General features: G+C 44.3%; 16 protein-coding genes and 2 tRNA genes. 7 read left to right on the forward strand and 11 right to left on the reverse strand.

The genetic code is table 11. The features are described from left to right. Window positions 1–139: 139 nt before the first annotated feature. The 5 genes from hisZ to ACZ5KY_RS01460 all read left to right on the forward strand — a co-directional run bounded on the left by hisZ (window position 140) and on the right by ACZ5KY_RS01460 (window position 5,795). A complete protein-coding gene (gene hisZ, locus ACZ5KY_RS01440; protein WP_464242135.1) occupies window positions 140–1,417 on the forward strand; it encodes an ATP phosphoribosyltransferase regulatory subunit in 1,278 nt (425 codons plus the stop codon). A gap of 18 nt (window positions 1,418–1,435) precedes the next feature. After that, window positions 1,436–2,731 carry an adenylosuccinate synthase gene (locus ACZ5KY_RS01445; protein WP_464242136.1) on the forward strand — a complete coding sequence of 432 codons (1,296 nt, stop codon included), beginning with the start codon at window positions 1,436–1,438 and terminating at the stop codon, window positions 2,729–2,731. Window positions 2,732–2,827: 96 nt separating this feature from the next. Then, window positions 2,828–2,903 (forward strand) — tRNA-Lys (locus ACZ5KY_RS01450). A gap of 13 nt (window positions 2,904–2,916) precedes the next feature. Beyond that, window positions 2,917–2,994, forward strand: a tRNA-Glu gene (locus tag ACZ5KY_RS01455). 1,037 nt (window positions 2,995–4,031) lie between these two features. Next, entirely contained in the window at window positions 4,032–5,795 is a 1,764-nt protein-coding gene (locus ACZ5KY_RS01460) for a sensor domain-containing protein (RefSeq protein ID WP_464242137.1), read from the forward strand. Between the two features lie 332 nt (window positions 5,796–6,127). Here the strand turns inward: ACZ5KY_RS01460 and ACZ5KY_RS01465 are convergent, their stop codons facing one another. The 5 genes from ACZ5KY_RS01465 to ACZ5KY_RS01485 all read right to left on the reverse strand — a co-directional run bounded on the left by ACZ5KY_RS01465 (window position 6,128) and on the right by ACZ5KY_RS01485 (window position 9,612). Beyond that, window positions 6,128–6,718 carry a cache domain-containing protein gene (locus tag ACZ5KY_RS01465; RefSeq protein WP_464242138.1) on the reverse strand — a complete coding sequence of 197 codons (591 nt, stop codon included), beginning with the start codon at window positions 6,716–6,718 and terminating at the stop codon, window positions 6,128–6,130. Between the two features lie 314 nt (window positions 6,719–7,032). Continuing rightward, on the reverse strand, window positions 7,033–8,028 hold the full coding sequence (locus ACZ5KY_RS01470) for a DUF3089 domain-containing protein (protein ID WP_464242139.1): 996 nt from the start codon (window positions 8,026–8,028) through the stop codon (window positions 7,033–7,035). Window positions 8,029–8,231: 203 nt separating this feature from the next. Beyond that, entirely contained in the window at window positions 8,232–8,372 is a 141-nt protein-coding gene (locus ACZ5KY_RS01475) for a hypothetical protein (protein ID WP_464242140.1), read from the reverse strand. A gap of 18 nt (window positions 8,373–8,390) precedes the next feature. Beyond that, complete coding sequence (locus ACZ5KY_RS01480) at window positions 8,391–8,987, reverse strand: hypothetical protein (protein ID WP_464242141.1); 597 nt, start codon at window positions 8,985–8,987, stop codon at window positions 8,391–8,393. A gap of 445 nt (window positions 8,988–9,432) precedes the next feature. Further along, complete coding sequence (locus ACZ5KY_RS01485) at window positions 9,433–9,612, reverse strand: diguanylate cyclase domain-containing protein (RefSeq protein ID WP_464242142.1); 180 nt, start codon at window positions 9,610–9,612, stop codon at window positions 9,433–9,435. 141 nt (window positions 9,613–9,753) lie between these two features. Here ACZ5KY_RS01485 and rnhA point away from each other — a divergent pair, with 141 nt between their 5' ends. Both rnhA and ACZ5KY_RS01495 read left to right on the forward strand, forming a co-directional pair. Then, window positions 9,754–10,203 carry a ribonuclease HI gene (gene rnhA / locus ACZ5KY_RS01490; RefSeq protein ID WP_464242143.1) on the forward strand — a complete coding sequence of 150 codons (450 nt, stop codon included), beginning with the start codon at window positions 9,754–9,756 and terminating at the stop codon, window positions 10,201–10,203. A 28-nt stretch (window positions 10,204–10,231) separates the two neighbouring features. After that, window positions 10,232–10,630 (forward strand): CoA-binding protein, encoded by a 399-nt coding sequence (locus tag ACZ5KY_RS01495; protein WP_464242144.1) that lies wholly within the window; start codon window positions 10,232–10,234, stop codon window positions 10,628–10,630. A gap of 108 nt (window positions 10,631–10,738) precedes the next feature. Here the strand turns inward: ACZ5KY_RS01495 and ACZ5KY_RS01500 are convergent, their stop codons facing one another. From ACZ5KY_RS01500 to ACZ5KY_RS01525, 6 genes are all read right to left on the reverse strand, one after another. Beyond that, on the reverse strand, window positions 10,739–12,436 hold the full coding sequence (locus ACZ5KY_RS01500; protein ID WP_464242145.1) for a two-component system response regulator: 1,698 nt from the start codon (window positions 12,434–12,436) through the stop codon (window positions 10,739–10,741). Beyond that, window positions 12,433–15,126: an ATP-binding protein gene (locus tag ACZ5KY_RS01505; protein WP_464242146.1), complete on the reverse strand. Its 2,694-nt coding sequence runs from the start codon at window positions 15,124–15,126 to the stop codon at window positions 12,433–12,435. The genes ACZ5KY_RS01500 and ACZ5KY_RS01505 overlap by 4 nt, the downstream gene beginning before the upstream one ends. Next, window positions 15,123–15,686 carry a YfiR family protein gene (locus ACZ5KY_RS01510; protein WP_464242147.1) on the reverse strand — a complete coding sequence of 188 codons (564 nt, stop codon included), beginning with the start codon at window positions 15,684–15,686 and terminating at the stop codon, window positions 15,123–15,125. Before ACZ5KY_RS01510 ends, ACZ5KY_RS01505 begins: the two co-directional genes overlap by 4 nt. Before the next feature lie 15 nt (window positions 15,687–15,701). Continuing rightward, a complete protein-coding gene (locus ACZ5KY_RS01515) occupies window positions 15,702–17,624 on the reverse strand; it encodes a TonB-dependent receptor plug domain-containing protein (RefSeq protein ID WP_464242148.1) in 1,923 nt (640 codons plus the stop codon). Between the two features lie 840 nt (window positions 17,625–18,464). Then, window positions 18,465–21,056 carry a molybdopterin-dependent oxidoreductase gene (locus ACZ5KY_RS01520; RefSeq protein WP_464242149.1) on the reverse strand — a complete coding sequence of 864 codons (2,592 nt, stop codon included), beginning with the start codon at window positions 21,054–21,056 and terminating at the stop codon, window positions 18,465–18,467. Between the two features lie 68 nt (window positions 21,057–21,124). Continuing rightward, on the reverse strand, window positions 21,125–23,083 hold the full coding sequence (locus ACZ5KY_RS01525; RefSeq protein ID WP_464242150.1) for an FAD-dependent oxidoreductase: 1,959 nt from the start codon (window positions 23,081–23,083) through the stop codon (window positions 21,125–21,127). Between the last annotated feature and the right edge of the window lie 49 nt (window positions 23,084–23,132).

The raw sequence follows: 23,132 nt of genomic DNA on the forward strand, positions 1-23,132 counted from the left end.
AACACAACAACTATGTTCGTGTGGCAATCTGACATCAGAGCGTCAACACAAGTAAAAGCGAACGAACACATAGATCAAAATTAATAGTTCTTAAATTCAACCCATCGCGGGACTTAAAGATCCGACAAGAAAGAGATCCATGAATCACAACACAACACTTGAGTCGATGATACCCAAAGGAGTTAAAGACTTCTTACCGATCAATGCAGTAAAAATTGAGCACCTAAAAAGCACACTCCATCAGGTGTTCGCCCAGTGGGGTTTTCAACCGGTAACACCTCCGTCGCTTGAATTTCTTCACGTGCTTGAGCGTGGGCTCGGTAACGACCTAAAAAACAGCACCCTTCGCTTTGATGATCGTCAAAGTGGTAATTTGTTGGCATTCCCATCTGACATTACTCCGCAAATTGCCCGAGTATTTGCCACAAGAATGCACGATGCACCACTGCCCCAACGTCTCAGCTATTCATGCCGCGTCTTACGTCACACAGAACAACAAGCTGGAAAAGACCGTGAATTATTTCAGTCTGGCGTTGAGCTGATTGGCCAGTCTGGGCCTCAGGCTGATGCCGAGTTGATTGCCATTGCCCTAGAATGCCTTGAAACCCTCGATGCCCCTGAATACACCATCGACATTGGTCAGGTTGAATTCTATCGCGGAGTCTTGGATGCACTAAATCTATCGCCAGCCCAAGTTACAAGCCTACATGACAGCATCCTGCACAAGGATACTTCTGGCTTACAACAACAACTAGAGGCCCTCCCTATTGACACCGCCAACTGCGAAGAAATAATGGCCTTACCTCGACTATTTGGCGGTAAAGAGGTCTTAGATCGTGCGGCTAAAATCGTCACCAACGATCGCTCAAAGCGTGCGTTGGAGAATCTACACAAAACACTACAAATCCTCGAAAACTATAATAGTGACAAACATATCACCCTTGACCTAGGGGAACTTCGTGGTCTTGATTACTATACGGGAATCACCTTCCAAGGGTTTCTAACAGGGTTCGGTAAAGCTGTCTGCCTCGGTGGTCGTTACGACAACCTCACTAAAGGATATGGCTACGATGCCCCAGCAACTGGCTTTGCTTTCAACTTGCTCAACCTGCTATTTGCAATGCCACAGCAGTTAAGCAAAGTCGTTCAACCTGGTGTTGATGCACTGATCGTATCAAAACGTGACAACGATCAAACAACTCATCAACTAGCTCAAATGCTGCGCTCAAAAGGTAACTCAGCTTGCATCACGGAATACAGTGCAACAGGCAACCAATCTTATGCATCTAAAATGAACTATCGCTATTTATTGACTGTTTCAGAGTCAGGTACGCAAACAGAGCTGTTATCACTTTCCGATAACAGCACATCACAGGTCCTTACAGCCTCACTACTTGACGGCAGCACGACTCTGTAAACGATTAGGAGAACTAACATGGCAAACGTTGTAATTGTCGGCGCTCAATGGGGCGACGAAGGCAAAGGTAAAGTTGTTGATATTTATACGGAAAACGCTAACGCGGTAGTACGCTTTCAAGGTGGCAACAATGCGGGTCACACCCTTGTTGTTGGTAACGAGAAAACAGTACTACACTTAATTCCATCTGGAATTTTACACGAAGGCAAAAAATGCATCATCGGTAATGGTGTCGTTGTTGACCCCAAGGTCTTCATTGAAGAGATCGAAGGGCTAAAGAAAAAAGGCTACATGAAGGATGATTCTCAACTTATCATCGATCGCAATGTTCACATTATCATGCCTTATCATAAGAAAATTGATATCGCCCGTGAAAACAAACCAGGTGAGCGCCGTATTGGCACAACAGGTCGTGGTATTGGTCCAACCTACGAAGACAAGGTCGGCCGTCGCGGTATCCGGCTATCGGATCTAATCAACCCACATGTTTTCGCACAAAAAGTAAAAGAATTCTTACCTGAAAAGAATTTTCTTCTTGAACACTTTCTCAAAGATCAGCCTCTTGTTGAGCAAGAGATTCTTGATGAATACAATGCGTATGGTGAGATCCTAGCCAAGCATATCGGCAACACCTCAGCACTACTCGATGAATGCCGCAAGAAGGATCAAAACATCTTGTTTGAAGGCGCTCAAGGCAGCCTACTTGACATTGACCACGGCACCTACCCTTATGTCACCTCATCATCAACGGTAGCTGGTGGAGCGACTATTGGCACTGGTTTTGGTCCACGCTTTATCAACGAAGTCATTGGCATCTCTAAAGCCTATGTCACTCGTGTTGGCGAAGGTCCATTCCCGACAGAACTCAATGATGAAATGGGTGAGAGACTCAGAAAAGCAGGATCAGAATTCGGCGCGACAACAGGTCGTCCACGCAGAACCGGTTGGTTTGATGCAGTTGCTCTACGTGAAGCAGTGCGCACCAACGGCCTCAGCGGTCTTGCCATCACTAAAATAGATGTATTGAGCGAACTTGATTCAATCAAAATTTGCACCGCATACTCTTACCGCGGTGAATTACTTGAGCAGTTCCCTCACGACTTATCCATCTTGCAAGAATGCAAACCTGTATACGAAGAATTTGACGGGTGGAAAACTGATATTTGCTCGGTAACGGAATACGATCAGTTTCCTGAACGAGTTAAAGAATATTTGACAAAAATTGAAGAGATTACCGAATGTCCAGTAGTTCTCGCTTCCGTCGGGCCGCGTCGTGATCAAACGATTCAACTTCGCAACCCATTTGAAGGGTAAATTTGGAGAAAATTAGACAGATGAATCGATTTTTTATTTTAATCCAAAAAAAGGATTGACTTCAATTCGGTCATCACGTATAACTCTCCTCGTTGTGAGCCGGTAGCTCAGTTGGTAGAGCATCTGACTTTTAATCAGATGGTCGTGGGTTCGATCCCCCCCCGGCTCACCATTTTAAAATTTACGTCCCTATCGTCTAGCTTGGCCCAGGACACCGCCCTTTCACGGCGGCGACAGGGGTTCAAATCCCCTTGGGGACGCCAAAAAATATGGAAGCCCTGCTAATTAATTTTAGCAGGGCTTTTTTATTTATATTCAGCGAGTTGCAGCCTCCCCCTCAAGTCCAACCCTAATGCCGGCCTCAACAAGACCGTTACGCATCTCGCCAAAAATTATATTTAGACTCACCGCCTCAGGTCTTTGAGTTAACCGGAAGCCATGATGCAGGCCTTCATATCTCAGCTTCACAAGGTTGGCCGTAGGTTGGTTTCATTTTTCCGGTAAATTTAATCTAAGTTAAAAAAACACTGATCAATCCTGACAAGATTATCCAGCACGGTTCATACTAAATCGTAACACGCCATCGCCTTCCTTTACCCTGCCCCTCAAAACCCAAGAAACCAAAAAAACGGTATCGACACCCGAGAATGAAACACAGATAGAGTCACCGAACGTGGCTCTTCCCGCTTCAATCAACCGCAGCAAACACTATTACCTCTTGATATCAACCCAACAAAAAGGAGGCCACAAACCATGTTTAATCACACCAGTGAGCAGGTCATTAATCCTACTCTCTCTGCGTAAACCTACGCCCGCTTGCACAGCACATCCTTGCTGTCGAGCTTTCCATTTGCCAAGACAACTATTCTTGACCCCAACAACGGTGCCACCATCTTGCATGAAGAGGGCGACACTGATCAAACCATCATCAAACAGCTTGATCGGCCCTTCCCTGAACTACCCTTTAAACAAGCGAAACATATCATTTCTACCCGTGTCTACATTGGCCCCCTGCTACGTGACAACCAGTGCTGCACACCCTGATTCGACCTAATCAAAATTGGGTTCCTCGTGAGTGGCCACCGCTACTTAGTAGCGGTGGAATATTTCTGGATCAATCCATTAAACAGCAGAGAAAAATTGACGGAACACAAACTCGCACGTGGCGATGGATTAAATAGGCAAATAGCAGTACAGAAATAGGGGGTTCCCCGATATTCTATATTTGCCGACCAGAGTAAAGCTACTCATTAAATAGCATGGTCAATGGTCAGCTAACTCCAAAAAAGAAAGCCTTAACATGGAAAAGTATACGCTGGAACGAATTGATGGCGTCTTTGTTGATGAAATCCAATTTTTAAAAAAAATAATTGATAGTAGCCCTGATCCAACGATGGTTATTGGCTTAAAGCATGAACTTCTTTTATGCAATAAGGCGGTAAGAAATATTTGGATTGGTGAAGAAATAAATAAAACGACTAACTTTTGTTATCGTGCTTTTTATAATAACAATTCCCCCTGTGATGGAATCAATCATTGCTGTCCATTGAAGGAAGTAATAAAAACGGGTGCAAAATTCACAACGATTCATTGTCATGTTGATCAATTTGGCCAAGAAAAACATTTCGAGGTTACAGCATCACCGTTGCACGATGACCATGATCGCATTGTTGGAATAATTGAAGTAAACAGGGATATTACTGAACGTTTGGCCAATCAGGCCAATATCCATAAAAGTAAAAAAAAACTCGAATATATAGCCAATCACGATGCCCTCACAAGATTACCCAATCGGCACTTATTTAAATCTAAAATTGAACAGATATCGCAACAGGCAAGACTAAGAAATGAGAAATTCGCTCTATTATTTTTAGACTTGGATCATTTTAAAAAAGTCAATGACACCTTTGGCCACGATATCGGCGATCAGTTACTTGTTGAGGTCACGAGAGATATCCGCAATCAGTTGCGAAAATCAGATGTGCTATCCCGAATGGGTGGTGACGAATTTTTGCTGATCCTTGACAATGTTAAAGATGCTCAGGAGGTTTCGTGTGCCTGTCAGAGAATCATTAAAACCCTAGATCGGGAACGCTCCTTAGGCGGATGTTCTATTTACGTTACGGCGAGCATTGGCGTTAGCTTTTTTCCTGCAGATGGCAATGATACGACATCGTTAATAAAAAATGCTGATATAGCCATGTATAAGGCTAAAGAGGCAGGTCGAAACACGTATCAATTCTACAATGAGGAAATGAGTTATTTCAATAGCTTAAAAATGGATCTTGAAATTCAATTGCATAGGGCTATTGAAAAAAAAGAATTTATTTTATTTTACCAACCGCAGTTTAACTTGAGGTCAGGCCAACTGATCGGCGCAGAGGCTCTTTTAAGGTGGAATCATCCAGATCGAGGGCTTGTTCTACCTGGTGAAATTATACCTGTAGCTGAAGAAACTGGCTTGATTATTCAGCTTGGCGAATTTGTGTTAAGAGAGGCTTGCGAACAGATTGCAAAGTGGGAAAGTTTAGGATTTCCCTCAATAAAAATAGCGGTCAATGTGTCGGGTTTGCAATTTGAGCGACCTGGTTTTATAGAGCTTGTAGAAAAGGTTTTAGCTGAAACAAAAATCTCACCAAACCTGCTAGAGCTTGAAATTACCGAATCAAGCATTATGGGGCAAACCGAAAGCAGCATCGATAAACTTTTCCAACTTAAACAACTTGGTATCAGCTTAGCTATTGACGACTTTGGCACAGGATATTCTTCGCTACGTTATCTGCGAAAGTTCCCAGTTTCAATACTCAAAATCGACCGCTCGTTTGTCGCAGGCATTCCTGAGCAGAGTGATAGTGGTTGTATTTGTAGTTCAATTATTGCCCTAGCGCATTCTTTAGAGTTAGAGGTGGTCGCTGAGGGTGTCGAGGAAGAAGAACAAGCTGAGTGGTTAATTGAACAAAATTGTGAATATGTACAAGGCTTCCTTTATTCCCGTCCTTTACCTGTAGTGGAGATAGAGAAGATATATTTAAAACCTCCCCAATGTTTATTGAGCAATGGGTGAAAGATTAGCAGCGAGAAACAGGGCTTGCCAACGTCAAATATTGAGTACACGGCACCGCAGGAGTCAAACCTATGCTTGGCGGTGGATAAGAACGGTTCACCCTCGTAGCGCTTCAAGTAGAGATTTCGAGAGAAACGGTTATTCATCACCATCGGCCCCTACCCGCAGTTCAGTATTCAGGATGCCGTCGACAAGGGCCGTAAGTTTAAGCGACTGAGGGCTGAGGGTGTGAAGAGACCTACGGGACTACAGGAAATCGGCAACACAACCCACTCCTGACCCTTCTAGCTAAACGCTAATAGCCCTTTTGGTGTTCCTGATAGACCCAAGAACTAACAATCCATTCTATTGAATTCATATAATGAGTGCCTCAGTAAAATTGGACCACTGATGAAGCTACGACTACTCAAATATTTTCTAGAGGGATTTCTTATTTTGAAAAAAATGACAAAAAAAGCAGTTAAAGAAATACGTTGTGAGTGCGGGGGGAGATAAAAGTAGTCTGAAAATCCTTCACCTGCAGAACTCTTGGTTAATTTCACTAATTCGCGAATTAAATATTTGCCGTGACTATCCTGCATATCCCATTGATTGCACCCCAGCCTTTGAGGTTCAAATGGAATGACGCGCATGGTTCCATCGTAGGTTGTCATGAAAATATAATTATTGCCATAACTGTCAAGGAAGGTCATACGGTTGAGAATATCAATGCCAGCGCGCATCGACTCCTCTTTGGTAAGAAGGCCGGCATTTTGCTGGTCAATAAGAGGCTGGATGGTGTTTTTAGCTAGGTTTACGATATGCCGCAGCTCGTTTTTTCGCGCATCGTAAGCCATATTGGTATGGCTGTTTATATTGAACCACAACGTCAAAAAATAACCGCTGATCACAACGATTAACGCCAACCAAATTCGTAACAACATATTATTCACTCCCGCCGTGGTCTCGCAAGCGGTGAATTGGAGAAAACGCTAACAACACACCGTAAAATTGACCATGCGGAAATCTAGCATGCGGTCAAAGGCATTGCCAGTTATCGATAATTACCCGAGAGATTCGTCGCGCTATGCATTGCTGAATACGTTGAGAATTGAGTACTTAGGCGCTATTAGCTAACAGTTTAAAATCCGGTGACCGTCACGCCTGCGCGGGAGTGACGATCACTGGATTTGTTAAGGACTAGATTCCCGTTTTCACGAGGATGATATCTTTTTCAACAGACGCCTCAGGGTTCACTTTATAGGTTCAAAAACGCCTCAACTCTGTTTTGTGCATTTTCACGAAGATTGAAATAATAAAAGGGGTAGTCATAACTATGGTAGATTCCCTCACCAAGTCCAAGAAACAGGCCAGCCTGATCAACGGTCGTTGTCACCACGCCCTTATCGAGATCAACCGTTGCGTCCGCATACTGAGCAACCTCGGTAAAAACCCCATCTACTGGCATAAATGACCCCAACCCATCTGAAATGAGTGCCGGTGTTTCGTCTCTCGTCCAAGTCAGCGGATTGATGGCAATAGCACCATCACTCACGACTGGATTATCTCCCTTTTCAACATCTGGAGATTGCGTATTATAGGAGATGATGACTCCGGTATCATCCGCAGTCTCGGCAAATTTCAAATGAGGATTGCTATCCAGATAGGTTGGCGTCACCGAATAGCCGATGACATAGGCGGCAATCATCCGCTCATAAACCTCTGGGTTTTCTTCCATGTAGTCAGCCAGAAGATTCAACAGCACATTTGAACCCTGTGAATGCCCAGCGAGAATGAACGGCCGGCCGTTATTGAAATGTTGAATGTAGTAGTCAAAGGCCGCCATGGCATCCAGAGTCGGAGCCCCTGCTATGACCTGCTCGCGTTCTTCCAAAGTCGGCAACTCTAAAACATAAAAGATATCGGCCTGTCGGTAATAGGGCGCATAGATATTACCAACGGTTTCAAAGGCCGTCGCCTGACGGTCGAAGGCACCATTGGCGCCGAGCAGCATAGAAGCGTTATCAATCTCATTGATGTTCGGGTCGGTTGGCTCTATCTTCTGCCAGGCCGTCGGATAAAGGTAGAACACATCGACGTCTTTCGATGTCGCCGGTAGTGACAGCCAGTGCTCTGCTTGTGAGTAATCGGTAACATCAAGGCTCGTCGAGCTTGAATGGTCATCGCCACAAGCCGTAAGCATGCAAGCCAGTACAATAAATAGAACGCCTAATAATCTGTATTTTGTGCGCATACTTGAACTCTCCTTAAATTGAAATTAAAAAATGATGGAAAAGCGATTTCGTGCCATTAATTTTATAATTCAGCAGCTTTATCGTTGTGAAAGAGCCGCTCAATTCGTTTCATCAGTCATCTCGGCAGATAGAACCACTTTCAACGGAGATCCATTCGACTTACTCCCCCCTGATGAATTGATGTCTGCTCGAAAATTGACAGTTATTCGAGCGCCTCTTCCTCCGGCATCAAAGCAGAATCAGAGTATGACGCCGGATCGTAGAGCTCCGCGCTGGCACGGTCATTTTCCAATCTGCTTGCTCCTCCGGCGACGAGCACCCTGCCTTCGGCCAGCAGGGTCATTGTAGGTTTTCTGCGCTCTTAGGCCATAGAACCGGTTACCTGCCAGGTGGCACTTGACTGCGTGGCACCAAAAGGCTCCACCGTGAAATCGACCCCGCCGATATCGCCGCTGCCACCATCCGGATTACTGTCAGTGATAACATCCGGATCACTGACGGTGATAACATTGTCCGGTGGCGCGAAGGTGTTACCTTTGTGTGTGGGTCTTATTCTGTATACGCCAACAGGCACAGTGAAACTGTAGTTGCCATCGTCATCCGTTGTGGTGGTCTGGGTCTGGTCTCCGTCCATGGTCAGGGTGATATCGGGCCAACCCATATTAGACTCCAGCCCTTCACTATAAACTTGGCCTGAAATGGTGTAGCGATCCCAGCCGTCACCATCACTGCAACCTACCAGCAACAATGTTGTCAAAAATAACCCGGCAACGAAAATCCAACGGTACTGTTTTTTATGTTTCATACATGCCTTTACAAATTGGAATGGTGCGTTATTGTGCACATCGGTGGCGGATGCTAATGCCGATCGACTGTGTGTGATCAGTGAAAAGGGTGAGAGATGATAAATCGAGCCAAAGGTATAAAGGCAATGACTCTGCTCATTATCTAATTTCATATGCTGAAGCGGCACTTAATTCTGTTTTTTTACTCATTAAACAAAAAAATCCGTAATCTGTAACTTTAAACACTACTAAACATGTGCAGTGGCTGTCTATCAGACTAAAGGCCTATTTTTCGATATTTGGCCGTATACTCATGCCAGTGTTTAGAAAGTTTTTAGCCCTTCGTGCTCTTTTTATGGGAGGATATCTTTCGAGTTATCCGTATTCCCTTCCCCAGCTCACCACTTTTAAATTTACATACTTATCGCCTAGCTTGGACCAGGACACCGCCCGTTAACGGCGGCGACAGGGGTTCGAATTCCCTTGGGGGACGCAAAGAACTAAAAAATCCATTGCCTTTCCTACAAGCGAACCTTCATACTTTAAAAAACCTGACCACTCCTCAACCCTGTCCAACTAGTCATAATATAGCAATAAGCAGCCGCAGTTGTACCAACTTCAAGTCATGATGTTACATACAACAAATCCATCGTCATCCAACCTGGCAAACCAGATGTCACGCAATAAACACCTCTTAAATCCTCCGTGCCCGGCCCACAAGACAGGATCACCAATTCTATGACCCATAGCATTACTGACCACTTTAAACTCAGCTAGATCAAGAAACCATAAAACCAACTATTTTTCGTATTACTAGCAAACTCATGGTTTGTAGCATTTACTTTTAGAGCGCGGATTCAACTCGCAATTGGTGAAAATAAATCACCTTACGAATCCTGTCATACTGACCACCAACCCAAAACGTGATAGCATGTCATCATGAATAATACTAAAACAATACACGTAGAAATTTTCAGTGACGGAGCCTGTAGTGGCAACCCTGGCCCTGGCGGTTACGGTACCATTTTACGTTACGGCCCTCACGTCAAAGAGCTTAGTGGCTACGCCCCTGACACAACCAATAACCGCATGGAGATGATGGGCGCGATCGCTGGCCTTGAATCCCTCACGAAACCGAGTACAGTTATCATGACAACTGACTCCCAATATGTATGTAAAGGGATGACAGAGTGGATCGAGGGCTGGAAGAAAAAGGGCTGGAAAAACTCACAACGCAAACCGGTGCTCAATCGCGATCTATGGGAACGGTTAGAAGCAGCAACAAATGGCCATAGCGTTCGCTGGAAGTGGGTTAAGGGTCACGCAGGCCACGAAGAAAATGAACGCTGTGACGACCTAGCTCGACAAGCAATCATAGACCGCTGTTAACCATCCTGCTTAAGAGGAGAATAAAACAATGGATCAGATTGAACAATTCATGCAATCACCAGCATTTGCCGTAGCGGGAGCGTCAACGAATCGTAATAAATACGGCAACAAGGTGCTGCGCTGCCTCAAACAAAACGATCACCTTGTCGTCCCTATCAATCCTCGAGCTAAAGAGATTGAGGGACTTACCTGTGTTAGTTCGGTGCTAGATCTAGCTGACAACATCGACAGTCTTTCCATTATTACCCCACCAAAGATTACCGAACAAGTCGTTCAGCATGCGATCACCAAGGGGATTAAAAGTATTTGGATGCAACCCGGTGCTGAAAGTTCCTTAGCTATTGATCTGTGCAAAGAAAACGGTATAAATGTTATTGCGGATGGCAGTTGCCTGCTGGTGGTTTTGCACTATCACGAACACGATTAAATCTTCCCAGTTACCATAAAAAACCCCACATTTAAAAATGTGGGGTTTGTCAATAATCTAAAATCACTGCAAATGTAGTCAATTTTCTTTCTTATAAACATTTATCCGTTAAGGCTTAGGAACACCGAGCCAATTTCCTTGCCCTTGGTTACATCCAGCCTTTTTTAAAAACTCAAATTCTTCCTCAGTCTCTATCCCTTCAGCAACAACAGCCATATCAAAACATTGTGCAACAGCAATAATTGCCTCGCATAATGCTCGCGACGACGTATTCGTCGTCAACGTTGAAACAAATTGGCCATCAATTTTCAGAGACTGCGAAGAGACATCTTTAAGATTCGCCAGACTGGCACACCCAGTACCAAAATCATCAACAGCAACTGGAACGCCAAGACCATACAGATCAGCGACAATTTTTTTAGAGAGTTTGGGATTCGCCATCAAAACCGACTCGTTAATATCAAACTGTAACATTCCCCGTTGTAGAGAATAAACTTTGACAATTTCAGACTCTAACCACGATACAAAGCAGGGGCGATAAAACATCCGCGATGAGATATTTACCGCCACATACAATGACGGATCAACAACCTCTCCCAAGCAAACATCCTTCACAGTCTGCTCAATAATCCACCTTTCTAGCTCTAACATCTCTGAACTATAACGTATTGATGTAACGAATTGCCCTGGAGGTAAGACTCCATGAATAGGATGGTTCCATCTTAGCAATGCTTCTGAACCCGCCAAGGTACCATCATCCATATGAAAGATAGGTTGGTAATATAGCTGAAACTCGCCACGCTCGAGGGCAACTTTCAAATCATAGGTCAACCCTCTGCCCCCATCTAAACCTTCACTCGACTGAGAAAACGTGTAATAGCCTGCACCATCTTTTTTAGCTTGATACATCGCAATATCAGCACAATTCATCAACCCATCTGCAGTGGTCGCATCCTCTGGAAAGCTGGCGACCCCAATACTGGTATCAATGATTATTCTTTGATCTTTGAACACCATCGGTTCATCAAAGGCATCAAGTATTTTTCTTGAAACACCTTCTGCTGTCTGACAAACATCAACCCCTTCAAGCAAAACGACAAATTCGTCCCCACCCAATCTTGCCACCATATCGCTTTCACGCAACACATCTTTAAGGCGCCGCGCGAACTCACACAAGACAAGGTCTCCAACTTTATGGCCCATGGTGTCATTAATCACTTTAAAATCATTTAAATCCAAAAACAGTAAACTAATCTTCTTTTCATACCGCAATGAAAGTCGCAATGCCTGCTGAAGTTGTTCTTGAAACATTAAACGGTTCGGCAACCCCGTAAGAGGATCATGATTTGCTAGATAGGATTGACGCGCTTCATTTTTACGAATTTCCTTCTCAGTTTTCTTAAGCTCCAACATGGACCAATAAGAGCGCAGCATGTATTTAACACGATGCTCTAATATCAACCAATTAATTGGCTTAGTGGTAAAGTCAGTGGCTCCAACTTCATAGGCTTGATCAATGGATAATACATCATCCAGCCCAGTCATCATCAACACTGGAACATCCTTACCTGTAGGCAGCTGGCGAATCTGTCGGCAGCACTCAAAGCCGTCCATCTCAGGCATCATCACATCAAGCAGAACCAAATCTGGTGATTTGGTTTCAAACAGCTCTAGAGCTTTCAAACCATTTTGCGCGACAAGCACTTGAAACTTATCGTCGTGCAGTGTTTCTTGAGCGAGATACTGAATCATTGGATCATCATCTACGATCAATATTAAATCAAACCCTCGATCTTGATCTATCATAATCCATCCTCCAATATTGACCGCAACCGTTGCCCAAGTTCCCCATGCTGTTCGCAAATCTGCTCAATCAATCCTGTAACTTCGCCAATGTTCCCTTCTCGACTCAATTGTTCAATCTTATGCAGTAATTCAGAGAAATCAACGGCACCAACATTCGCACTAGATGATTTAAGACTGTGGGCCCTCATCATCAACGCGTCGCAATCCTTATCATGTAACGCATTTTTCAACTGCTTAATCTCGCTAGCAGAGCTGTCTAAATAAAGAGTAATAACCTTATTAATTCTTTCCTTGGCACCATCTGGCCGAATATTGCCTATTGCAACAAGATAGCTCAAATCAAGAGGACCATTGACAACCCGCTCCACCTCTACAAGTGCTGACTGGTCGCTGACTAACGTGATTCCCACCCACTTTTCAATCATTTCCGTCAATTGCTTATGATCAAATGGCTTAGATAAATAATCATCCATCCCTGCCTTTAAGCATTTATCTCGATCACCAACCATTGCGTTGGCAGTTAGAGCAATAATTGGTAAGCGTGGCACATCGGGACCCCCCATCTCGTGAACACGATATTGTTGCGTAGCTGCATACCCATCCAAAACAGGCATCTGGCAATCCATCAATACTAAATCGTACTTCCCAGCAACCATTACCGAAAGAGCTTGCTCACCCGTTTCAACAATCCTAACGCGGCAACCAATGCTCTCTAATATCCCGCGACCAACCTCTTGATTAACAACATTATCTTCAGCCAAAAGAACATTCAGGTCTGCAAACACAGGAGCATCATGATCAGTCTTGACATCATAGGGTTGCTCTTTTTCTAACAGTAATCGCTGAATAGCACTCGGCTGGACAGGACGAACCATTGATAAATAAATATTATCGTACCTAAATTTATGGGAACTTAATTCACTGACGCGATCAAGCACCATCACAACGCGAAAGGCTTTACATTGGTTCAACAGATCTAACTGGGGCGAGCAAATCTTGCCATTTTGCATCGAACAGAAAATCCAGTACTGATCTGAGCTCGAGCATTTTGATTCGAACTGAGCGGAAAACTGCTCATAGCTTTCACAGCAAATACATTCAACGCCCAGACCCAACATCTGCTCAACAAACAGCTGCTGAAGCTCCTCCCCCATCCCTAGCAAGATCACCTTAGAAGAGGTAACTTCACGTGCAAGGACTTCATCCAGTACCAGGACAGGAAACTCAACATCAAAAGTAAATACGGCACCACGACCAGGAACACTATTGACAGTGATCATACCACCCATCATAGTGACGATCTCCTGTGAAATCGCCAACCCCAAACCTGTACCTCCGTATCGCCTGGTTGTCGAACCATCTTCTTGTTTGAACGATTCAAATATTTTTTCTTGCGCATTGTGAGAAACACCAATTCCGGTGTCGATGACGGAAAAAACAACACGACAACTAAGTTGGCTAATTGAATCAACTTTCGCATGCAAGCGCACTCGGCCATAATGAGTAAACTTAATTGCATTACCAAGCAGATTAACAACAACTTGTCTTAAGCGACCCTCGTCTCCCACCACCTGTAAAGCTGGGTGAAAATCATACGCCACCCCAATCTCAAGCCCCTTATCAAGAGCCTCTCCTGACAGCAGCTCCGTTACATCTTCCAAAACCTTAGACAAAACGAAAGGCTGTGGGTCAAGCTGAAGCTTACCAGCTTCAATTTTTGACAAGTCGAGAATATCATTAACTATGGCCAGAAGGCTTTTCGATGATCGCTGTAAAAACCCAGCATAGCGAGACTGTAGTTCATCCAACGTCGTCTTCAAAAGAAGATCACTCATGCCAATAATACCATTCATGGGAGTGCGTATTTCATGACTCATATTGGCTAAAAATTGAGACTTAGCAAGACTCGCTGCTTCTGCTTTAAGGTTAGCACTTTTGAGCCCATCAACCGCAGCAGCAAGATGGGAATCACGTTCTTGAATCTGAACAAGCATGGCATTGAATCCATCCATTAAAATTCCAAGTTCATCATCACTGGTTTTGCGCGCGCGTAGGGTATAGTCTTCACTTTGGGCAACTTGCTGAATAATACCAGCCAAATGGGAGATTGGTGCCGAAACAATCCGCTGCATACGTTGCGCTAAAAAGTAAACAAGTAGGGTTAATAGAGCAAGGAAAGCAAAGGAACTTAGGGCAAAAACGTGCAAACTACTGTAAAGCGCATTTAAATTCGTCCTGATCGCAACAAAGCCAATATTCTTATCATCCATCATGATTGGACGGACCAGATCGAGAGACCGCGTTTCATAAAAATAGCGCTCTTCCGTATCATAAAGCGCAGTGGCTACAGCATAAAACTCTGCTAATTGGTCTGGCGATTGTCCTACCGCTGTATAGTTAGCAAAAATCCCAGTACGTACCTTAACAATTATCGCACTATCAACGTTGCCTTCCATACGCAGCGCGGACAATATCTCCGTTGCAGTTTGTGCATCGTCAAACACAATGGCAGCGGTAGAATTCATACCGATAACATCAGCAAGAGTTGTCATTTTAACGACTAAGCCTTGGCGGTAGGTGACCATTTTATCCGCAGCAGCAAGAACAAAAGCAATCGTCAAAGCTAACGTACTAAGCCCAACAAGCAACACTAACAATTTATGTCGAATGGCTAAATTACTTAACCTCATTCCGACTCTCGCAGACTAGAGATACCGACAACTTTCGCAATCTGAAGCAACTTAGAACTAACCTGCAAACCATGGCGCCGAACAGCATCGACATTGACTTGTAATTGAATCCTATTATCCCTTAGCTCCAGTGTTACACCGCCACCCTCACGACAAAACGCAGAGTCATCACCAACGGTGAGCACAGACAAGTTATCCGTCTGGCTAACAATCTCTTGAACACCAAGTTTTACACTTTTATCAACATAAAGAAGATCACAAGGGGGGATACTTGTCGGGTCATCACAAACAACGACAAGGGGTTTAACCATGAAAATCAGCTCACCCTTGAGTACCGATACGAGTTCATCAGCAAAATGTGTATTGCCAACCACACAAAAAATAAACGGATTATCTTGATAATTACGCCCACTGTCTGGCCAAGTCACAAAATGAGTGACATTCAGCAAAAAAACCGCCTTTACCTGCTCCTCAGAGTAACGTGTCCGTGACTGGGAATCCGTTGCACCGACAAGAAGTGACGTAACGATAAATACAATCAACATTAATTGTCTCAACATCGACAAGCTCATCGTTTAGTATTTCCAACTCAACTGAGTATACACAGTTCTTGGCACCTGACTTGGACGTGAACCGTACTGTGTTGGCATCTCAAGATGGGCCGAATCGGACAAATTCGTCCCCTGAATACTCCACTCCAACTGCTCACTTAACTGCCAAGCAAAACGAAGATCAAGGCGCCAAAAAGATGGGACATCGCCCTCATTCGTTTCTGCCGTGTAGTAAACAAAAGTATCTAAACTGATAGAATCAGACAAATTCATTGCTGAATGGACTGAAACATTATGCTCTGGGTCATCCTCCTCAGCACTCTCGCCAAGGGGATCAAGCTTTGATCCATCAGAATGGATCAGCAACTTTAGCCAACTGTAACTTGCTGTAATATTCCACCAGTCATTGGCTTCATAACGCGCCCAAATTTCAAAACCATAGCCCTCACCATCAGCTAGATTGTCAATATAAAATGGCAGTTCAACCAGAACCGTTGAACCATCAAATTCGACAACCTTACCCTTGGCCTCCTGCGTTCTCAACCGACTGTAATCATTATAATACAATGACATGTCAACATAAAGACGGTCACTCAATTGACTACGATAGCCTAATTCATAAGCAAGTAATTTTTCTGAGGCATACTCGTCATTACCAATAATGGTTATGTTTGCAATCGCTGGGATATCAAAACCTGGACCTGGAATCCCAACAGCGGATGAGGGAACCATCGATTGAATGCTGCCAATCAGTGACGACATGTCAGCCTCAGCACGCGAAGGAGTTCGCACAGCACGCGAAACAGCCCCCCACAGGGTGTGCCTTGAATTAAATTTCCATGCAGCCCGAATATTTGGTTGCCACTCTGAGCCCGTATAATCATTGTGCTCATACTTTATGCCACCAGTAAGCAAAAGTTGATCATCACATAATGAAAATTGATCCTGTAGAAACACGTTGTATAGTTCATCATCGCGTGATTTTGGCGTAAGTGTGGTCACTAAACCGTCTGTACTTTCATCACGACTATAACGGTAGCCTCCACCCCATACAATATCTTGCACTTGCCCTAGCATAAATTGATGTCTAACATCAAGATCCCAAGTCTGACGAACTTCCCCTAAACGAAGATCTTCGCGGTCTGTGCGATCATAGTATCCTTGAACCGTGAGCTCTGAATCTGCACTCAATTCAGTATTCCAACGCGCTAATATATTCCCACCTCGTGTCTCAACACGCGAGATATACTCTTCTTGAGCGGCAGTGCTTACCCGTAGAATCGTATCATTCTCGCTACGATAAATATCGCCCTGCACCGTAAAATCGTGTGATTGATTAATATCGTAATCAAATCTAAATCCACCATGCTCCAACTGAGAATCACCTACAGCTTTCGATAAACCATTATTCTCTAAGGGATCTAGATCGTGTTTTTTTGCATACAGCCTATAGGTTAACCCGTCGCGAAGAGTTCCTCCATATCGGCCATTAAGCAATAGCGGCTCATGGGTTCCGACACCCGCGCTGGCCAAAGTTCCTAAAGTATCTTTTGTGTTTTTCGTAATAACATTAATAACGCCATTAACAGCATTCGCCCCCCACGTACTTGCACCAGGACCACGAATCACCTCGATACGCTCAATGTCATCAATTAGAACATCTTGAATATCCCAGTACACTCCTGAGAACAGAGGTGTATACACAGAACGTCCATCAATCAGAACAAGAAGTTTATTCGAGAAAACATTCTTGAATCCCCGACTCGTTACCACGGCATTACTACTGTCGACACTCGCGACAAAAAGCCCTGGTACTTTGCGAAGCAATTCAGGTAAAGAACGATAGCCACTTCGTACAATTTCATCGTTGCTCAATACGTAAATTGCGGCGGCTGTGTCCATCACTTTCTCGGTTTTTTTAGAAACAGATGTTACCTCTATGTCCATCAAACTTTCTAAACTTAGCTGCTTTAAATACACTAAAGAATCGGACGTGCTTGATGAATATCCACTACAAGGAAGAGACAAAATGAGAAAAAAGAAGCAGAAACTAAAAGATAACTTTTTCATAAATATAAACCTTAACCCATGGCTTTATGTAACTAAATATAAATTACGATCATTTTGAACAAAGAAAAGCCCTAACTATACGAGCTGAGAACCCAAATTATTTACTGTAAATAACGTTTCCGTACAAACAGAAACACAAACACTAACAATAACAATAATGGTATATTATACACGGTAATTGTTGACATCAAAATGAATAAGCACAAATTCACATTAAAATAGCAAGATGCAAAACAATTAGAATCTTCACTGTTTAGAAGAATTAAATTCTGCACCACCAACAAATGCGCCACTTATCTCTATCAAAGAACTGGTAATCCTAATAGTATACGATAATAAATGTTAATACATGGCTAAGTATTTAATTACATAAGTAACGAATTAAAAAGGCGTGCACGCAACCATAGACTCGCTGGCTATGGAACAAATCTACCCTTCGGCCCCCATTAAGACGAGTCCTATCACCACTACGAAGAAATATACACAAACGCACACAGGAAGCAGTGGCACTTTTCCATATTAATTCGGTGCCTGACAATGTCGACAGTCTTTCCATTATTACACCAACAAAGAAAACTGTGTAAATGTCATTGGTAATAGTAGTTACCTGCTGGTCGTTTTGCACTACCACGATTAAGACTTCAATGTTGAAAAACAAAAAAAAGGCCTAGACGAGTGTCGAGGCCTTTTCACTTAAACCATCATTATTTCTTGCTGTTAGGCTTTTACAACCTCAACAGACACAACATTTTGACCAGCAGCAACAACTTGCTGGATATTTAATTCAGCAAAGTGGTACGGAGCAAATACAACACCCTGTGGGACACAATCACTAATGCGCGCAACGCCCACTGCTGTTCCAGCCGGACCCTTAACGCTTACCTGAACCCCATCAACAACACCAGCCTGATCAGCATCAAGTTGACTCAGTTCAACATAACCGGCTGGAGCAATTTCTAATGCACCTGCTGCGTAGGTTGATGTCACACCTGTATGGGCATGCATCTTACCTGTAACAAGCTGTAGCCCTTTAACCGCTTGCGGTTGGGCAAACGCTGAAAAGGATAACGATGCTGCCGCAGGAGCATAGCTTGGCTTAACACAGGAGCTAGTATAGGTATCGCCAGTAACAGACACAGAACTAAAGAGGTCTGTTAACTCTGCCATTTCAGTTAAAATCTCCTGATTACACAACGTCTGATCTGCGCCATGAATACCACTAAACAGTTCAGCAAAGATCTGCTTATCACTGCGTGAACCACCCGCTGGCTTGATCGACTTTGCCAACATTCCAGCGCGATGATCACAGGAGATATAGGTACCTGATTTCTCAGAGAACGCCGCAGCGGGCAAGACAACATCTGCCATCTCGGTCAATTCGGAGCTAAGAATATCTTGTACGATTAAGAACTCAACCTTATCCAGCGCTTTTTTCCAGCGTGAACTATCAGCAAAGGTGACCAAAGGATTTGTTCCAGCAAGATAAAGAGCACGGATTGTTCCAGCTTCGATACCAGCCAAAATCTCTAAGGCATTCATACCACCCTGAGGTAGCGCGTCAAGCCCCCACGCTTTTGCAAACTTAGCCGAAGCATCAGCATAACCTTGATAACCTGGTAGAAGCTCACAACAAACACCCGCATCGAGCAAGCCTTGAGTATTAGGTCTTTCATCAACCGGGAAGATACCGCCAGCATCATTCGCTAACGCGCCGCAAACAATTGCAAGGTTTGCAAGAGCCGCAGTAATCTCTTCGCAACGATCCGACTTCGTGACATCAGCGCCAAAGACCAATGCGACAGAACCAGAGCTTGCTAGCGCTGAGGCACCATCCTGTAATAATTCAAGTGATACACCTGTCGCAGAAACCGCAGCGTCTAAATCAACCGCTGCAATAATCTTCTTAATGTCCGCAGCATTTTTAACATACTGCTTCATAAACTCATCAGCTGCTAGGCCACCATCAACAATTAGCTTCGTCAACGCACCAAGCAACACTGTTTCACTGCCTGGAATATAATTCAAAAACGAATTTGACAGACTAGCAATGCGAACATTACGCATATTGGCAACAACAAGTTGCGCATCGTTTTGACGTAATGCTTTTTGAATTTGATAGTTAATTTGTGGTTGCTCAGAGGTGATATCTGAACCAAAGACAAAAACCGTATCAGCGCAAGCAATTTGATCTGCCGTAGCACTCGCACCACGAAGACCAAGAGTGCTATATAACGCATTCGAGGCTTTCATCATGCCAAAACGGGCATCGGAATCGATATTATTACTCGCAAAGCCAGCACGAAACAACTTTTGGAATAAGTAGTTCTCTTCAACGGTTAAACGGGCTGATGAAAGCCCAGCGACTGCTGCACCACCAAAAGACTTAAACTTATCGAGAATCGCAGACTGAGCACACTTCCAATCAACAACAACCGCCTCACCATCCTGCTTAAGAGTAGGCTGGAGTAAGCGCTGAGGAGAGTTGACAAAACCATAACCAAAGGAAGAATCAAAACTCAACAATCCATCATTGATGGTTACACCATCCTTGGAAGTAATACGAAACAGCTTATTTTGCTTAACGTTAAGATCAACCTGCTCTAAACTACCACCAGCAAAACCAATCGAAGGAACCTTATCAAGAGTCCAGCACCGTGCAGAATGCTTAAACGGCTTTGAGATCATCGCGCCGACAGGACAGACTGCAACAGCATTACCTTCAATGTAAGGATCAACTTCGCTGCCGCCCGTACGACCGATATAGGCCTTGTCACCACGCTCTGTTACAAAGAAATCACCAATACCAGTCAATTCACGACCAACCTTGACACACTTCTCACACAACACACAGCGTGAAGGGACATTCTCAATGAGTGGCCAATTGGTCACTTTTGGCATCGCAACATCTTCAGCAGTAAAAGGCTGGTCTAAGATGTGATCATCAAAACAGATATCTTGTAAATCACACTCACCTGCAGAATCGCACACAGGGCAATCGAGAGGGTGATTAACCAACATCAAGCGAATCATATCTTTACGCATCCGCTCAATTAGCTCCGATTTCGTCGTGACAACGATCCCCTCTGTTGCAACAGTATTACAAGCGGTAATCGGCGCTGCAACCCCTTCAACCTCAACCAAACAAACGCGGCAAGCGCCAGTCGTGGAAAGTTTTTTCAGGTAGCACATGGTCGGAATTTTTATGCCCAGTTTTTCAGCAGCAACAATAATTGTTGCCCCTGATTTGATCTGAACATTCTGGCCATCAATCGTGAGATTAACCATTGCGTTTTCACTTTTATTGCTCATATGAAAGTCCTAAAGCTAGTGTCCGTTTTCGGCTTGATTTATAACCATCTCCAGATGATCGATAGCGACTACTTGTCGAGGGCAACCATCGCCACGCGATAGCAACGCAAGCAGCGATCGGCCTCAACCACAGCCTGACTTTCAGGCATGGCCAATTCGATCTCTCCGTAGTTTGTTGCCCGCTCTGCACCATCAATCTTAGGCTGATGCTCACGATGCAAACCACCCAAGAGAGGCAGTTTCTCATCATCGTCAAAAACACCGAGACGATTAACAACATCTTCCAAAGCCTCATCATCATCAAGAATGGCTTCACCATCAGTCAAGTAGCGATTCATAACACTTGCAGCACGCTTACCATGCCCAACCGCGAGAACAACAGTCATGGCACCATACTCACAGTCACCACCGGCAAATACGCCAGCATTGTCTGTCATCATTGTGCCACCGTTGGTAATAATACTGTTCCAACGAGTTTGCTTAATACCGTAATCACTATCATCAAGATAAGAAAGATCTGGATCTTGACCAATCGCCGGGATAACCATGTCACAAGGGATCACATACTCTGAGCCCTCAACAGGTTTTGGCCGACGACGACCAGAATCATCTGGCTCGCCAAGAGCCATTTTGATCACTTCAACACCAGTGATTTTATTGTTATCAGTAATGAGACGAGTTGGATTCACCAAGAACTCAAATGTGACGTTCTCCTCATCTGCATCATCAACCTCATACGATTCAGCAGGCATCTCATTACGAGTACGACGATAAACCAAGATGGACTCTTCAGCACCTTCGCGTAACGCAACACGCACGCAGTCAATAGCTGTATTACCACCACCAACAACGATAACTCGCTTCGGTGTGACCATCCCTTCGTTCAGGGCGACCGCGCGAAGATAGTTAATTCCGCCTGTTGAGAAGCCCTCATAGCCTTCGTCTTCCCCTTCAACGCCCATTGGTTTGGACTTGAAAGCACCCGTGCCGAGGAACACCGCATCATACTGTTCTTTGAGTTCTTTCAAAGAGACATCGCGACCGAGCTTCACGCCATACTCAATCTCAACACCGAGAGCTGCAATATTGTCTGCTTCACGCTGAAGGAGGGTACGTGGCATACGGTAGTCAGGAATACCAACAGCAACAGTGCCACCTGGCTCTGATAACATGTCGATGATTTTAACTTTATGACCTTGTTGTGCAAGATAATACGCACAGGTCAAGCCAGCAGGACCAGCGCCTACAACCATAACCGTTTTACCGGTTGCGGGCTTTGTTACCCGTGGTGATAGCTTATGATGCTTCCACTCATGATCGGCGGCAACACGCTTGAGAACCATAATACTAATGGGCTCATCAATCAGAGCGCGCCGGCAAGCTGTTTCACAAGGATGAGGGCAAACACGACCACAAACAGCTGGAATAGGCATCCGCTCACGAATTGTCGCCAAAGACTCATCAAAACGATAGTTTTTGATCTCTTCGATGTAAGCAGGAATATCAATATGCGCTGGACAGCGGTCCATACATGGTGCAGTGACCTTATCACGATAATCACCAGCGAATTTAGGCTTTCGCCCGCCACTGATGTACGCCATATAATCATCACGGAAGTGATTGACAGTATCCAAAACAGGAATAACCGATGTCATACACAGAGTACATTTACACCCCTCAAGAAGGCTAGATAGGCTCTGGATGATATCCAAATCCTTCTCTTCACCATGACCTTGAAGAATACGTGCCAACGTATCCTGTAGTACGCGTGTCCCTTTTTTACCTGGAGTACATTTGCCGCAGCAGTGTTTCTCTTGCACGCGCTTCATGTACTCGGCGGCCATAGCAACCACGTCAGTATCTTTATCCAGTAAAACGACACCATCCCAACCCATAAACGCGTTGACTTTGCTGTTACCCAGATATTCTGTCGGCAGCTTAAGCTTTAACGAAGCTAAGTCAGCCTCACCGCCATTGCGGTTATCGACAACTTTTCTTCCCCAGCTGGAAAATACGATTTCAGACAATATGACCTCCTGTGATACCCATGCCCTCACCTGCAAGAGGGCTTTTTAT

Source organism: Desulfuromonas svalbardensis (assembly GCF_055389415.1).

Bases quoted from the DNA above. Each gene is read 5' to 3' on its own strand.
- hisZ (WP_464242135.1), top strand. From the start codon at position 140: ATGAATCACAACACAACACTTGAGTCGATGATACCCAAAGGAGTTAAA.
- ACZ5KY_RS01445 (WP_464242136.1), top strand. From the start codon at position 1,436: ATGGCAAACGTTGTAATTGTCGGCGCTCAATGGGGCGACGAAGGCAAA.
- ACZ5KY_RS01460 (WP_464242137.1), top strand. From the start codon at position 4,032: ATGGAAAAGTATACGCTGGAACGAATTGATGGCGTCTTTGTTGATGAA.
- ACZ5KY_RS01465 (WP_464242138.1), bottom strand. From the start codon at position 6,718: ATGTTGTTACGAATTTGGTTGGCGTTAATCGTTGTGATCAGCGGTTAT.
- ACZ5KY_RS01470 (WP_464242139.1), bottom strand. From the start codon at position 8,028: ATGCGCACAAAATACAGATTATTAGGCGTTCTATTTATTGTACTGGCT.
- ACZ5KY_RS01475 (WP_464242140.1), bottom strand. From the start codon at position 8,372: ATGACCCTGCTGGCCGAAGGCAGGGTGCTCGTCGCCGGAGGAGCAAGC.
- ACZ5KY_RS01480 (WP_464242141.1), bottom strand. From the start codon at position 8,987: ATGAAATTAGATAATGAGCAGAGTCATTGCCTTTATACCTTTGGCTCG.
- rnhA (WP_464242143.1), top strand. From the start codon at position 9,754: ATGAATAATACTAAAACAATACACGTAGAAATTTTCAGTGACGGAGCC.
- ACZ5KY_RS01495 (WP_464242144.1), top strand. From the start codon at position 10,232: ATGGATCAGATTGAACAATTCATGCAATCACCAGCATTTGCCGTAGCG.
- ACZ5KY_RS01500 (WP_464242145.1), bottom strand. From the start codon at position 12,436: ATGATAGATCAAGATCGAGGGTTTGATTTAATATTGATCGTAGATGAT.
- ACZ5KY_RS01505 (WP_464242146.1), bottom strand. From the start codon at position 15,126: ATGAGGTTAAGTAATTTAGCCATTCGACATAAATTGTTAGTGTTGCTT.
- ACZ5KY_RS01510 (WP_464242147.1), bottom strand. From the start codon at position 15,686: ATGTTGAGACAATTAATGTTGATTGTATTTATCGTTACGTCACTTCTT.
- ACZ5KY_RS01515 (WP_464242148.1), bottom strand. From the start codon at position 17,624: ATGGACATAGAGGTAACATCTGTTTCTAAAAAAACCGAGAAAGTGATG.
- ACZ5KY_RS01520 (WP_464242149.1), bottom strand. From the start codon at position 21,056: ATGAGCAATAAAAGTGAAAACGCAATGGTTAATCTCACGATTGATGGC.